This is a genomic window from Klebsiella terrigena (assembly GCF_012029655.1).
Taxonomy (GTDB): Bacteria; Pseudomonadota; Gammaproteobacteria; order Enterobacterales; family Enterobacteriaceae; genus Klebsiella; species Klebsiella terrigena.
Genome location: NZ_CP050508.1, coordinates 4,514,557 through 4,527,604, shown reverse-complemented (window position 1 = coordinate 4,527,604; position 13,048 = coordinate 4,514,557). Strand labels below are relative to the sequence as shown.

Annotated in this window: 10 protein-coding genes and 1 tRNA gene; 5 read left to right on the top strand and 6 right to left on the bottom strand. The window is 59.7% G+C overall.

Annotated elements, in window-relative coordinates; all coding sequences use genetic code 11:
• Positions 1-273: 273 nt before the first annotated feature.
• The 4 genes from HCK03_RS21240 to proB all read right to left on the bottom strand — a co-directional run bounded on the left by HCK03_RS21240 (position 274) and on the right by proB (position 4,216).
• Entirely contained in the window at positions 274-1,494 is a 1,221-nt protein-coding gene (locus tag HCK03_RS21240; RefSeq protein WP_167692149.1) for a tyrosine-type recombinase/integrase, read from the bottom strand.
• A gap of 163 nt (positions 1,495-1,657) precedes the next feature.
• Positions 1,658-1,733 (bottom strand) — tRNA-Thr (locus tag HCK03_RS21235).
• Between the two features lie 115 nt (positions 1,734-1,848).
• On the bottom strand, positions 1,849-3,102 hold the full coding sequence (gene proA / locus HCK03_RS21230; protein WP_167692148.1) for a glutamate-5-semialdehyde dehydrogenase: 1,254 nt from the start codon (positions 3,100-3,102) through the stop codon (positions 1,849-1,851).
• Between the two features lie 10 nt (positions 3,103-3,112).
• Positions 3,113-4,216 (bottom strand): glutamate 5-kinase, encoded by a 1,104-nt coding sequence (gene proB / locus HCK03_RS21225; protein ID WP_041144214.1) that lies wholly within the window; start codon positions 4,214-4,216, stop codon positions 3,113-3,115.
• A gap of 288 nt (positions 4,217-4,504) precedes the next feature.
• On the opposite strand from proB, the gene phoE reads away from it, so the two are divergent.
• On the top strand, positions 4,505-5,557 hold the full coding sequence (phoE, locus tag HCK03_RS21220; RefSeq protein ID WP_041144215.1) for a phosphoporin PhoE: 1,053 nt from the start codon (positions 4,505-4,507) through the stop codon (positions 5,555-5,557).
• 86 nt (positions 5,558-5,643) lie between these two features.
• Here the strand turns inward: phoE and HCK03_RS21215 are convergent, their stop codons facing one another.
• A complete protein-coding gene (locus tag HCK03_RS21215) occupies positions 5,644-6,207 on the bottom strand; it encodes a C40 family peptidase (RefSeq protein WP_041144216.1) in 564 nt (187 codons plus the stop codon).
• 327 nt (positions 6,208-6,534) lie between these two features.
• Between HCK03_RS21215 and HCK03_RS21210 the strand changes: the two genes are divergently transcribed.
• The gene (locus tag HCK03_RS21210) at positions 6,535-7,479 is read left to right on the top strand and encodes a LysR family transcriptional regulator (RefSeq protein WP_076944608.1); all 945 of its coding nucleotides are present in this window, start codon (positions 6,535-6,537) and stop codon (positions 7,477-7,479) included.
• Here HCK03_RS21210 and HCK03_RS21205 read toward each other — a convergent pair.
• The gene (locus HCK03_RS21205) at positions 7,476-8,543 is read right to left on the bottom strand and encodes an ABC transporter substrate-binding protein (RefSeq protein WP_143717154.1); all 1,068 of its coding nucleotides are present in this window, start codon (positions 8,541-8,543) and stop codon (positions 7,476-7,478) included. The two genes, HCK03_RS21210 and HCK03_RS21205, sit on opposite strands and share 4 nt — an antisense overlap.
• 223 nt (positions 8,544-8,766) lie before the next feature.
• Here HCK03_RS21205 and HCK03_RS21200 point away from each other — a divergent pair, with 223 nt between their 5' ends.
• The 3 genes from HCK03_RS21200 to HCK03_RS21190 are packed head-to-tail and all read left to right on the top strand — an operon-like array spanning position 8,767 to position 12,892.
• Positions 8,767-10,335, top strand: a complete 1,569-nt coding sequence (locus HCK03_RS21200; protein ID WP_167692147.1) for an ABC transporter permease — start codon at positions 8,767-8,769, stop codon at positions 10,333-10,335.
• Positions 10,332-11,090, top strand: coding sequence for an ABC transporter ATP-binding protein (locus HCK03_RS21195; RefSeq protein ID WP_167692146.1), 759 nt, complete (start codon positions 10,332-10,334; stop codon positions 11,088-11,090). Before HCK03_RS21200 ends, HCK03_RS21195 begins: the two co-directional genes overlap by 4 nt.
• Positions 11,091-11,101: 11 nt before the next feature.
• Positions 11,102-12,892 carry an aryl-sulfate sulfotransferase gene (locus HCK03_RS21190; RefSeq protein WP_167692145.1) on the top strand — a complete coding sequence of 597 codons (1,791 nt, stop codon included), beginning with the start codon at positions 11,102-11,104 and terminating at the stop codon, positions 12,890-12,892.
• Positions 12,893-13,048 lie beyond the last annotated feature (156 nt).

Genomic DNA, 13,048 nt, shown 5'->3' with positions numbered 1-13,048 from the left:
CCCCTGAACGGGGCATGTGAGTACTCTTTACTGAAGGAAGCGAAAGTCTCGCAACCTGAGTGAGGAACGAGCTCTGGTTGCGAGACTTTCGCAACCAAAATGACGTTCAATAAGTTTGAGTCTGGCTAAACGCCCGACTAGCCCGATGAATTGAGCCTAAGCTAAAGAGTACTGCTATGGTATCAGCCATGCTTAAGGTTAACAATGCCCATCCCTACTAGCGATTTCTCGGCTTAATCACTACGGTGACAGCATATTTCGTACATTAACGGTCTACTTTCCTTTCACCAGACGAGAGTTTGTCAGTCCAATGAGATCATGGTTTCCAATTCTGTCAGTATTATCAGCATACCACTGCATCATCTCTCTCCTGCCTTCCAAATACAACGCATGGTTATACGTCCCACGAATCGCATTCTTATCAACGTGAGCCAGCTGGGTTTCAATCCACGCTGTATTGAACCCTTCCTCATGCAAAATCGTACTCATCGTGTGTCGGAAACCATGCCCCGTTACCTTCCCCGTATATCCAATCCGCTTGAACACCTGATTTATACTCGCTTCGCTCATCGTTTTGCGGGGATCATTCCTCCCAGGAAACACCAGAGGATATTGCCCAGACATCACTTTGAGCTGCTGTACGATCTCTAGTGCTTGGGTAGAGAGGGGCACCAGGTGAGGCCGTTTCATCTTCATGCGCTCTGCAGGTATTTCCCACACCGCTTTTTCAAGATCAAACTCACTCCAGAAAGCACCTCGAAGCTCGCCGGTGCGAACTCCCGTAAGGATCAGCAACCGAGCGGCAAGAACAACTAGCGGGCTTCCTGTATAGCTGGATAGGGCTTTAAAGAAGTCTGGTAACTCTTCAACAGTCAGGAAGGGGTAATGCTTCGATTCATGCCCTGACATCGCGCTGGTAAGATCCGCAGCAGGATTGTATTCCGCACGACCGGTAACTATGGCGTAACGAAAGACTTCGCTGCAGCGCTGGCGTACCTTCTTGGCCTTCTCTGTCGCGCCACGGCTTTCCATTCGACGCAGCACATTAAGCAGAACCAGCGGTTTGATTTCATTCACCGGCTGTTGGCCAATATAGGGGAAAATATCTTTATTGAAGGCTTCGATAATGTCCGAGGCATAGCCTTCTGACCACCGGCTCACCTTCGTTCCGTGCCATTCAAGCGCCACTGCCTGAAACGTATTATTGAGCTGCACATCTCGAACCAGCTTTTCTTCTTTCTTGGCAAACGATGGATCGATACCCTCGGCCAGTTTTTTCTTGGCTTCATCACGTAGCGCCCTCGCTTGTGCGAGAGACACTGCTGGATAAACACCAAAAGCCATACGCTTCTCTTTTCCATTGAAGCGATATTTCATTCGCCAGTATCGAGAACCAGAGGGCACAACCTCAAGATACAAACCAGCACCATCTGCCAGCTTGTAGGCTTTCTCTCTGGGTTTAGCAGCGTCTACCTGTCGTGCATTTAGCTTCATTGGGGGCATCTCCCTGGACCGAACATAGAATGCCCCCACTTATGCCCCCAACTGTAACTTGATTCCGGTTGAGTCCAGTTGATAACAGGAGATAAAATACGGGCTTGAAGCCGCATTTTACGGGCTTTAAGGTGATTTCGGTAGACTTGGGAATAGTTTGAGATGGTGCCGATAATAGGAGTCGAACCTACGACCTTCGCATTACGAATGCGCTGCTCTACCAACTGAGCTATATCGGCCCTGAAGAGGACGCGTTCACCGGAGTGAATCACGGGGTAAAAGGTTAAAACTAAGTGGGTGATGCGTCAATGGCCTTATGAATCAACCGGCTACTTTTGCATCACCCGTCTGGCTTTAAGCACGAATGGTATCGTCGCCGAAACCAATCCACTTATAGGTCGTCAACGCTTCAAGGCCCATCGGGCCGCGCGCGTGCAGCTTCTGGGTGCTGACCGCCACCTCCGCGCCGAGACCAAACTGGCCGCCGTCGGTGAAGCGGGTGGAGGCATTCACGTACACCGCAGAAGAGTCCACCTCGTTGATAAAACGATTCGCGTGGCTCAGGGTGCGGGTGAGGATGGCATCCGAGTGCTGGGTACCGTGCTGGCGGATATGCGCAATGGCGTCGTCGAGGTCGGCAACGACTTTGACGTTCAGATCCAGCGACAGAAACTCGTCGTCGTACTGCTCGGCCTTCACCGGCTCTACGCTCGCCGGGCCGTTCTGCAGTACCGGCAGCGAGCGCGCGTCAGCGTGCAGCGTCACGCCGCTTTCCGCCATCTGCTTGCTCAGCGCAGGCAGGAAACGCCCGGCGATGTTCTCATGCACCAGCAGGGTTTCGACGGTGTTGCAGGTGCTTGGCCGCTGGGTTTTAGCGTTGACGAGGATCTTCAGCGCCGGCTCAATCTCGGCGGACTCATCAACAAAGATATGGCACACGCCAATGCCGCCGGTGATGACCGGGATCGTTGACTGCTCGCGGCACAGCTTGTGCAGGCCCGCGCCGCCGCGAGGGATCAGCATATCGATATACTTATCCATCTTCAGCAGCTCGCCGACCAGCGCCCGGTCTGGGCTCTCAATCGCCTGGACCGCAGCGGCCGGCAGGCCACACTCTTCCAGCGCCAGCTGGATGACCTTCACCGTCGCGGCGTTGGTACGCCAGGTTTCTTTCCCGCCGCGCAGAATCGCCGCGTTGCCGGTTTTCAGGCACAGGGAGGCGACGTCGACGGTGACGTTTGGGCGCGCTTCGTAGATAACGCCGATGACGCCCAGCGGAACGCGACGGCGTTCAATACGCAGGCCGCTGTCGAGCAGCCCGCCGTCGATGACCTGACCCACCGGATCGGCCAGGCTGCACACCTGGCGAACGTCGTTGGCTATCCCGTCGAGGCGCGCCGGCGTGAGCGCCAGGCGATCGAGCATGGCTTCGCTCAGGCCGTTGGCGCGAGCTTCCGCCAGATCCTCGGTGTTAGCCTGCAGAATAGTCTCGGTCTCGGCCTGCAGATAGTCGGCAATCTTCTCCAGCACCCGGTTCTTTTCGCGGCTGGAAAGCAGCGCGAGTTTGTAAGAGGCCGCCTTGGCAGCTATGCCCATTTGTTCCAGCATTTTCAGCTCCTTAACGGATAATCATATCGTCACGATGGACGGCGACCGGGCCATACTCATAGCCGAGGATCGCGTCAATCTGCTGCGAGTGCTGGCCGGCAATCAGGCGCAGCGCATCGCTGTTGTAACGGCTTACGCCGTGAGCAATGTCGCGGCCGTCGCTATTGCGGATGCGGATAACTTCGCCGCGCGAGAAGTTGCCGGTCACGACTTTAATACCTTTCGGCAGCAGCGAGCTGCCTCGTTCCAGAATCGCCTGCACCGCACCGGCATCGACGGTGAGTTCTCCCGCCGGCGGGGCGCCGAAAATCCAGCGCTTGCGGTTCTCCAGCGGCGACTCCTGCGCGTGAAAACGCGTACCGACCGATACGCCCTGCATCACGTCGCCAATTACCCCAGGACGGCTGCCCGCGGCAATGATGGTATCGATGCCCGCACGGCAGGCGACGTCGGCGGCCTGCAGCTTGGTGCCCATCCCGCCGGTGCCGAGTCCGGAAACGCTATCGCCGGCAATTGCGCGCAGGGCGTCGTCAATACCGTGCACGTCCGTAATGAGCTCGGCCTGCGGATTATTGCGCGGGTCGGCGGTGAACAGGCCCTGCTGATCCGTCAGCAGCAGCAGCTTATCTGCGCCGGCAAGAATAGCGGCCAGCGCCGAAAGATTATCGTTATCGCCGACTTTAATCTCGGCGGTGGCCACGGCGTCATTTTCATTAATGACCGGCACGATGTTGTTATCCAGCAGGGCGCGCAGGGTGTCGCGGGCGTTAAGGAAACGCTCGCGGTCTTCCATATCCGCGCGGGTCAGCAGCATCTGGCCGACGTGGATACCATAAATGGAAAACAGCTGTTCCCACAGCTGGATCAAACGGCTCTGTCCTACCGCCGCCAGCAGCTGTTTCGACGCAATCGTCGCGGGAAGTTCCGGGTAGCCGAGGTGTTCACGACCGGCGGCGATGGCCCCGGAGGTCACAATAACAATGCGGTGGCCCATGGCGTGCAGCTGCGCGCACTGGCGCACTAATTCGACGATATGGGCGCGGTTCAGGCGGCGGGATCCGCCCGTTAAAACACTGGTGCCCAGTTTTACCACCAGCGTCTGGCTATCACTCATGATTCTCTGCCGTTCAAAAGGAATATCGATATCGAGGTGATGTTGTAACAGGACTCAGGCCGCTTGCCAACCGCGGCGTTTTTAGCGCGCCGTTTTATTGCGCGGGATCGGGCATTCTGGAGAGGGATGATGACAATTTTATGACGGATACATTTAAATACCCTTTTTTATAAAAAGTTCCACATTGTCATAAATTTTTAATACTGGAGCGTTAAAAAACCTCCTGTTTTCACGGGGCGTTCGCCCGGAATTGATTAGCGCGTATAAATAAATCACCAGGACTGAATAATGAAAAAGAGCTCACTGGCATTAATGATGATGGGTCTTATTGCTTCTTCGGCTACCCAGGCAGCTGAAGTTTTCAACAAAAACGGCAATAAGCTGGACGTGTACGGCAAAGTCAAAGCGATGCACTATTTTAGCGACTATGACAGCAAGGACGGCGACCAGACCTACGTTCGTTTCGGCATCAAAGGCGAAACCCAGATTAACGACCAGCTGACCGGCTACGGTCGCTGGGAATCCGAATTCTCCGGCAACAAAACCGAAAGCGACTCTTCCCAGAAGACTCGTCTGGCGTTTGCTGGCGTAAAACTGAAGGACTTCGGCTCCTTCGACTACGGCCGTAACCTCGGCGCGCTGTACGACGTTGAAGCCTGGACCGATATGTTCCCGGAATTCGGCGGCGACTCTTCCGCACAGACCGATAACTTCATGACCAAGCGCTCCAGCGGCCTGGCAACCTACCGCAATACCGACTTCTTCGGCGTGGTTGATGGTCTGGATCTGACCCTCCAGTATCAGGGTAAAAACGAAGGTCGCGAAGCCAAGAAACAGAACGGCGACGGCTTCGGCACATCTTTAAGCTATGACTTCGGCGGCAGCGATTTCGCCATCAGCGCAGCCTACACCAGCTCTGACCGTACTGACGCGCAGAACCAGCTGGCGCGCGGCGTGGGTAAAAAAGCGGAAGCCTGGGCTACCGGCCTGAAATATGACGCCAACAATATCTACCTGGCGACCATGTATTCTGAAACCCGCAAAATGACCCCGATCAGCGGCGGTTTTGCGACGAAAGCGCAGAACTTTGAAGCGGTGGCACAGTACCAGTTCGACTTCGGCCTGCGTCCGTCCCTGGGCTACGTGCTGTCTAAAGGTAAGGATATCGAAGGCGTGGGTAGCGAAGACCTGGTCAACTATATCGACGTCGGCCTGACCTACTACTTCAACAAAAACATGAACGCCTTCGTTGATTATAAAATCAACCAGCTGAAGAGCGATAACAAGCTGGCGATCAACGATGACGACATCGTTGCCCTGGGCATGACCTACCAGTTCTGATTATCCTGACCCCCGGCCAGCGAGCGCTGCCGGTAGAGGGTAAAAAAGCCGCTGCGTTTTGCGCAGCGGCTTTTTCTTATTCGGCATTAGCGGTTTTTAGCCAGGTGCCGGCGATCGTCGTTCATCGTTATCTGGGCGTTATACTCTTTCGGCAGGCGGCGCGCCTGGTAGAAAGCCGACTTCCAGTACGGATTGTCCAGCGAGGAGCGCATTACGCCCTGGCTTGCCGAGGCGTGGAGAAAATCGTGGTTGGTGTCGTAGAAGCCGACGTGCATGCCGCCGTTGATGCGGAAGAACACGAGGTCGCCAGGGCGCAGCTGCTGTGGCTTGACCCGCTCGCCCATTCGCAGCAGCTCTTTGGTCGTGACCCTGTCCATCGGCAGGTTGAAGCGATCCTTCAGCGTGCGCCAGACGAAGCCGGAGCAGTCGACTCCGCTTTGATCGGTGCCGCCCCATTCATAGGGCGTTCCGTGCCAGGTATGCATCTGATCGTGCAGCGCGGCGAGGACCGGGATCAGGTCATCTGAACCACCGTCGATGGGGGCATATTCATGGTGGGCCGCGGTTTTCGGGTGCTTAGCCGGGGATGAACATCCTGCCAAAATCAAAAAAGGAACAAATAATAAGGCGTGCACAAGCTTTGGCGTCATATCATTATTTTCATAGTGAGCTATAGAACGGAATTATTTATAGCGTATTCACCATATTGCCAGAATGGGATTAGCTGATATTTACGAAACCTTACGTTAGGCGCGCGCATAATTTGTCATACCGGCGGTGCAGGAAATATTGGCGTTAACATTTTCAATCTCATTTATTAATAAATAATTTCACTATTCAACAATATTTCATGGAAACTTTGCGGGCGCGATGATTGCGGCTGGCGGCAAGGTGAAAGATCCTCATCATCCCGGCATTGCGCCGCCGGGCCGCCCTCCAGTACTTTTGTGGCCTAAAAAGAGAGAACGGGCGGGTCTATGCATCTGGATTTTCGCCAACTGCGCAACTTTGTGGCGTTGGTTGAGTACGGCACCTTTAATCGTGCGGCGGAGGCGGTGTGCCTGTCGCAATCGGCCTTCAGCCGCAGCATTCAGGCGCTTGAGCAGAGCGTTGGTCATCCGCTATTCGACCGCCAGAGCAGGCTACCGACGCTCACGCTGCACGGGCAAAAGCTGCTGCCGTACGCCCGGCGGTTTCAGGAGCTGAACGTCGAGCTCAGCAGCCAGCTGCGGGAGGCGGATGATGCGCAAAACGGCGAGGTCGCGTTTGGCTGCGGCCCGGCGCCCTCCGCGCGGCTGATCCCGGCCGCCGTTGGCGAGTTTCACCGTCTGCTGCCTCAGGTGCGGGTGCGCTTTCAGATTGATAACTGGTTTGCCCTGCATCATGCGCTCACCACCCAGCAGTATCCTTTTGTGGTGGCCGACAGCTGGCAGGCCGAACTGGATCCGCAGCTGCGGGTCCAGCCGCTCAGCCCCCAGCGCTGCTTCTTCGTTTGCCACGCCGATCATCCGCTGGCAAAGCGGGGCCCGGTCTCTATCCAGGAGATGCTGCGCTATCCTTTTGCCGCGCCGTACTTGCCGCCCGGGGTGCGCAAAGTGCTAGCGACCCTCAGCCAGCAGCAGGACTTTGCCCCGGCGATTCAGTGCGACCATATCTACGCGCTGCTCTCAACTCTGGCGCATACCGACGCGATAAGCTTCGCCAGCGAAGACGGCTTCGCGCTGTGCCAGCACAGCCACCGGCTGGTCAAGCTCGAGCTAAGCGACCTGCCGGACGAGTGGCGGCTGATGCAGACCCGGTTTGCGATTATCTCCCCGGTTCACGCCGCGCAGCCGCCGCTGGTGGCAAAGCTGATAGAGGTTATCCTGCACGCCGACCGCCAGCATCAGCTGCAGCTCCTGGCCCGGGAGGAGAGGGGCTAAGCGCCGTTTAGCGCCTGGCCTTTGGCATCGTACTGCGGCCAGCGCTTTTCCAGGCCCTGCGTTTTTAGCGCCCGTTCGACAAACTGCCCGTCCGCCCACTGGCCGACGTCAAAAGCGCTGCGGATCAGGCGGCCGGATTGCGCCTGCCCGACGCTGCTGCTAAAGCTGTCGGTGAGGAACGGGTCGATGCGCGGGGAGGTGGTGAAGTTAAGATCCTGCGGCTGCAGCTCCTCCAGGAACAGCGCCTGCGGGATCTGGCTCTGCTGCGCCATCTCTGCCGCCCAGGCGTCCCGGTTGGCCGGGTCGCTGATTTCAGCGGCGTTCTTCACCAGCACGTCGATAATCTGCTGGGTGGCCTGCGGCCAGGCCGCAATAAAGTTCTGGGTCCCGAGGAAGCCCGCCTGGGTGGTGTTCTGGCGGCCGGAATCGCCGCTCTTCACCACCACCGCTATTTTATCTCCGCGCAGCGCCAGCAGCGAGACGCCGCCCCACACCGCATCGACGCGGCCGGCCGCCAGCGCGGCTTTGCCGGCGCTCCAGTCGAGATTAATCACCTGCATGCTGCGCTCGTTGAGGCCGACGGTTTGGAGGGCGCGATCGAAGGCCAGCTGGTCCGCCGTACCGCGATAGACGGCCACCCGTTTGCCCTTCAGGTCGGCGAGCGTTTTAATCCCCGAGGCGGTGGTGGCCGCGAGGTAAGATTCGGAGCCGCGGCTGCCCAACAGCAGGCGCGTTGGGAGTCCGTTAGCTTTGCCGATAATCGCCGCGAGGTCGCCGAGGTAGACAAAATCAAGCTGCCGGTTGGCCAGCGCTTCATTCACCGCCGGGCCTGCGCCTTTGAAAAACTGCCACTGCACCTCCACGCCCTGCGGCTTAAACACCGCTTCCAGCTGATGGCGGATAAACGCCATGCCGACGGGCCCTTCGATAAACGGCTTGCTGCCCGCGCTTTGATCCGGCACGCCGATGCGGATGGTGCGCAGCTCCTCGCCCTGCGCGCCGGCCAGCAGGCCCACGGCGGCAACCAGCGCCAGTAAGGTACGGCTAAAAAATGCTTTCATCATAAGTTGTTGCTCCCCTGAGTTTTTTTCTCACCCTAAAGAGCCGAAGGGCCGGGTGTTAAATGCTTTTATGCGCAGAGCAAAGCTGAAAAAAAGCTAAACCAGGGGCCGCGTGCCCGGCAGGCTGAAATGCATTTGCTGCATCGGGATTATTCGCCTAACGCAATGGCGGCGGGGCGCAAGGAACGTTTTTATAGCGGCATACCTTCAGCAAAAGTGGACCGATATGTCGCAGACGATCTTAAGAACAGGCGCCCCGCGCAGGCCGACATTCAGGCTAAACGGCTGGCCGTGGCTGCTGCCCGCGCTGCTGCTGCTGCTGTGGTACCTCGCCGCCCGCGAAGGCTGGATGGCGGAGCAGATCCTGCCCGCGCCGTCGGTCGTGGCCGATACCGCGCTGTCGCTGCTGAGCGGCGATCTGCTGGCGCAGTGGGGATTCAGCCTCCGGCATCTGGCTCTCGGCCTGCTGCTGGGGGCCGTGGCCGGAACGCTGCTCGGGGCGCTGTTCGGCCTGGTTCCGTCCGCCGCCCAGCGCATCGAGCCGCTGTTTTACGCCCTGGCGCAAATTCCGACGCTGGGCTGGATCCCGCTGTTTATGGTGATCTTCGGCATCGATAACGGCCTGAAGCTGGCGGTTATCGTTAAAACCACCGTGGTGCCGATGACCATCAACACCCAGCAGGCGGTCAGCGGCGTACCGCTGACGCTGAGCGAAGCGGCAAGGGTCATGAACTTCTCCCGCTGGCAGCGGCTGCGCTGGCTGGTGATCCCGGCGAGCCTGCCGGGCTGGTTTACCGGCCTGCGACTGGCGCTTTCGCAGGCTTGGGTATCGCTGATCGTCGTTGAGCTGCTGGCTTCTTCCGAAGGGATTGGCTACCTGATGGTCTGGGGCCGCCAGCTGTTTCAGCTGGATATCGTCTTCGTCACCATTGCGGTAGTGGGCCTCAGCGGCATGGCGATGGAGTGGGCGGCCAACCGGGCCTGCTCCCGGCTGGTATTCTGGCCGCAGCCGGCGGCCGGGCGCCTGGCCTGGAAACCGCAGGCCAGCTGGCGGTCACTGCAGCTGCCGCTGGTGCTGCTGGCGCTGTGGCAGCTTGCCAGCGGGCAGGGCTGGATCGATAGCGCGTTATTCTCTTCGCCGCTGGCGGTGGCCGAGCGCTTTATTCGGGGCGCGGCCAGCGGCGAGCTGGCACAGGCGATGCTCGCGAGCCTGGGGCGGGCGTTTGCCGGCGGCGCGCTGGGTATCGGCTGCGGGCTGCTCTGCGGACTGCTGCTGGCGCTGCGCCCGCGCGCCGGAGCGATCTTTACCCCGACGCTTAACGTCCTGCGCCATATCGCCCTGTTTGCCTGGCTCCCGCTGCTGACCGCATGGGTCGGCAACGACAACGGCGGCAAAATCGTGTTTATCGCCCTGGCCTCCTTCTTCCCGATGTTCTTTAGCACCCTGCAGGCCGTTTTGCAGCGCAGCCCGCAGCTGGATGAGGTTGCCAGGGTGCTGCGCCTGAGCGGCCTGACGCGCCTGCGCAGGCTCATTCTTCCCGGCGCCGCCGCGGGGATGTTTGCCGGCCTGCGGCTGGCGGTGATTTACGCCTGGCTTGGCAATATCGGCGCCGAATATTTCATGTCCTCCGGCGTCGGTATCGGCAGCCTGATGATCAATGCCCAGCAGCTGCTGGATATGCCAACCATTCTCTGCGGCATGGTGCTTATCGGTATGACCGGTGCAGCGCTGGATAAAGCCGGACGTTTACTGGAAATTCGCGCCACCCGCTGGCGCCAACAGGAGCCGCTATGACGACTTTGCCCCTGGTCTCTTTTGACCACGTCCGTAAATCCTGGCAGCAGGTGACGGCGCTACAGAACTTCAGCCTGGATATCGCCGCCGGCGAGCTGGTGGCGCTGGTAGGCAGCAGCGGCTGCGGTAAATCAACGCTGCTGCGGATGCTGGTCGGGCTTGAGTCCGCCACCCAGGGCGAGATTCGTATCCACGGCGAGCCGGTGACCGGCGTCGGCAAAGATCGCGGCATCGTGTTTCAGGAGCCGCGCCTGTTTCCGTGGCTCAACGTTATCGACAACGTGATGCTCGGCCTGGCGGACGAGCCGCTGAGCCGGGCGGCGAAGCGCCAGCGGGCGCTGGAGATGCTGGCGCGCGTCCAGCTCACCGAGTTTGCCAGCGCGCTGCCCGCCCAGCTCTCGGGCGGGATGGCGCAGCGGGTGGCGATTGCCCGCGGCCTCGTCGGCCGCCCGCAAATTCTGATGCTGGATGAACCTTTCGGCGCGCTGGATGCCCTGACGCGCCATACCCTGCAGCAGGAGCTACTGCAGATCCACCGGAGCGCGGGCACCACCACGCTGCTGGTGACCCACGATGTGGAAGAGGCGGTCGCGCTGGCCGACCGGGTGGTGGTGCTGTCGCCGCGCCCGGGGCGGATACGCGAAGTGGTGAGCCTTGAGCTTCCCCATCCGCGTCGGCGCGAAGAGGCCGCTTTTACCGCCGCCTGCCGGCGGATCCGCAATCTGATTACCACTCTGCCTGATACCGTTATTTAAGGAGCAACACCATGGGACATCCTTCCGTTTACCCGACCGGCGCCACCGTTTACGATCCCACGCGCGCCTGGAGCGGCTACACCCTTTTCCAGGCTACCGAGCGCGGCGCGGTGCTGGTGGATATGAACGGCCAGGTGGTACGCGAATGGCCTGAACTGCACGGATTTCCCAATAAGATCCTGTCCGGCGGCGCGATACTCGGCCACAGCGGCGAGCGCGATCCGCGCTACGGCATGCAGGATATGCTCGATCTTATCCAGGTCGATTGGGAGGGCAACGTGACCTGGAAGTTCGATCGCTACGAGCAGGTCAGCGATCCCGGCAACGAAACGCGCTGGATGGCCCGCGCGCACCACGATTACCAGCGCGCCGGCAATCCGGTAGGCTACTACGCGCCGGGCCTGGAGCCGCAGGTGGAGGGGGGAAATACGCTGATCCTCGCCCACACCAACCTGGTGAATGCCGATATCTCCGACAAGCTGCTGCTGGATGACACGATTATTGAAGTCGACTGGCAGGGCAACGTGGTCTGGGAGTGGCGCTGCAGCGACCATTTCCACGAGCTTGGCTTCGACGATGCGGCGCGCACCGCGCTGTACAACAACCCCAATATGCGCGCCAGCGGCGGCGGAATGGGCGACTGGATGCATATCAACTCGATGTCGGCGCTGGGGCCAAACAGGTGGTATGACGCCGGGGATCGGCGCTTCCATCCCGACAATATTATCTGGGACGCCCGCGAATCCAACATCATCGCCATCATTGATAAGCAGAGCGGCAGTATCGTCTGGCAGCTTGGCCCGGATTACAGTAAGCCTGAGCTCAAGCATATCGGCTGGATTATCGGCCAGCATCATGCGCATATGATCCCCCAGGGGCTGCCGGGCGCGGGCAATATCCTCATCTTCGATAACGGCGGCTGGGCCGGATACGGCGCGCCAAACCCGGCGTCGGCGGACGGGGTGAAAAACGCCTGGCGCGATTACTCGCGGATCCTCGAAATCAATCCGCTGACCCTTGATATCGAGTGGCGCTACTCGCCCTACGAAGCGGATCTGCCGCAGCCGACCGATTCATACCGTTTCTACAGCCCCTATATCAGCAATATGCAGCGCCTGGAAAACGGCAATACCTTGATTAACGAAGGTTCGAACGGCCGCGTTTTTGAAGTGACCCGCGATCATGAGATTGTCTGGGAATATATTTCGCCGTTCTGGGGCAGGACGCTGAATAACAATATGGTCTATCGCGCCTACCGCATCCCCTACGCCTGGATCCCGCAGCTGGCGCAGCCGCAGGAGACGCCGATCGCGGCGGTGGACGTGCGGACGCTACGCCAGCCCGGTGCGGCGGCCGCGGGCCCGGCGCAGAGCGTGGTGCGGGTCGCGGGAGTGCAGCCGTATAGCAAAAGCGCCGACGCGCTGTGCGTGGCGACCGACAACGATACCCTGCGCCGCAGTCCGAAGCTGTTCCGGGTGGCGGAAAGCGCCTTCAGCCCGCTGAGCACGGTGCAGGAGCTGGAGAGCGAGCGGCCGGTGCTGCTGTTTGTCGGCGCGGAGCGCTGCGTGCACTGCCGTAAGCTCTGGCAGCTGCTGGCGCAGGAAAAGGTTGCGGCGCGGATCGCGGCGCTGGATACGCGCTATCTTGATGCCGATCGCCACCCGGAGCTGGCGGCCACCCTCGGGGTTCGCGGCCTGCCGACGCTGCTGCTGATCGAGCAGGGCCAGCCGACGTCGCGGGCGCCCGCGCAGCCGTCGGTTGAAAATCTGCTGGCCTGGCTGAACGGCGCGCTGGCGTCGTAGAGCCGCTGCGGGCTGGCTTTATGCCGGCCCGGGTTGATGGACGGATATTTCGTTTGCTACCTTGAGGCGGTGGCGTGACGGCGGAGAGGCTGGGCGGATCATTCTGCTGTCATCTTTCGAAAGCATGCTCTGGCGGGCCTGTTTACTGATTAGGGA

What these genes read in the sequence shown, in the direction of transcription:
- HCK03_RS21205 (WP_143717154.1), bottom strand. Translation starts at nt 8,543, where the DNA reads ATGATGAAAGCATTTTTTAGCCGTACCTTACTGGCGCTGGTTGCCGCC.
- proB (WP_041144214.1), bottom strand. Translation starts at nt 4,216, where the DNA reads ATGAGTGATAGCCAGACGCTGGTGGTAAAACTGGGCACCAGTGTTTTA.
- HCK03_RS21195 (WP_167692146.1), top strand. Translation starts at nt 10,332, where the DNA reads ATGACGACTTTGCCCCTGGTCTCTTTTGACCACGTCCGTAAATCCTGG.
- phoE (WP_041144215.1), top strand. Translation starts at nt 4,505, where the DNA reads ATGAAAAAGAGCTCACTGGCATTAATGATGATGGGTCTTATTGCTTCT.
- HCK03_RS21210 (WP_076944608.1), top strand. Translation starts at nt 6,535, where the DNA reads ATGCATCTGGATTTTCGCCAACTGCGCAACTTTGTGGCGTTGGTTGAG.
- HCK03_RS21200 (WP_167692147.1), top strand. Translation starts at nt 8,767, where the DNA reads ATGTCGCAGACGATCTTAAGAACAGGCGCCCCGCGCAGGCCGACATTC.
- HCK03_RS21240 (WP_167692149.1), bottom strand. Translation starts at nt 1,494, where the DNA reads ATGAAGCTAAATGCACGACAGGTAGACGCTGCTAAACCCAGAGAGAAA.
- proA (WP_167692148.1), bottom strand. Translation starts at nt 3,102, where the DNA reads ATGCTGGAACAAATGGGCATAGCTGCCAAGGCGGCCTCTTACAAACTC.
- HCK03_RS21215 (WP_041144216.1), bottom strand. Translation starts at nt 6,207, where the DNA reads ATGACGCCAAAGCTTGTGCACGCCTTATTATTTGTTCCTTTTTTGATT.
- HCK03_RS21190 (WP_167692145.1), top strand. Translation starts at nt 11,102, where the DNA reads ATGGGACATCCTTCCGTTTACCCGACCGGCGCCACCGTTTACGATCCC.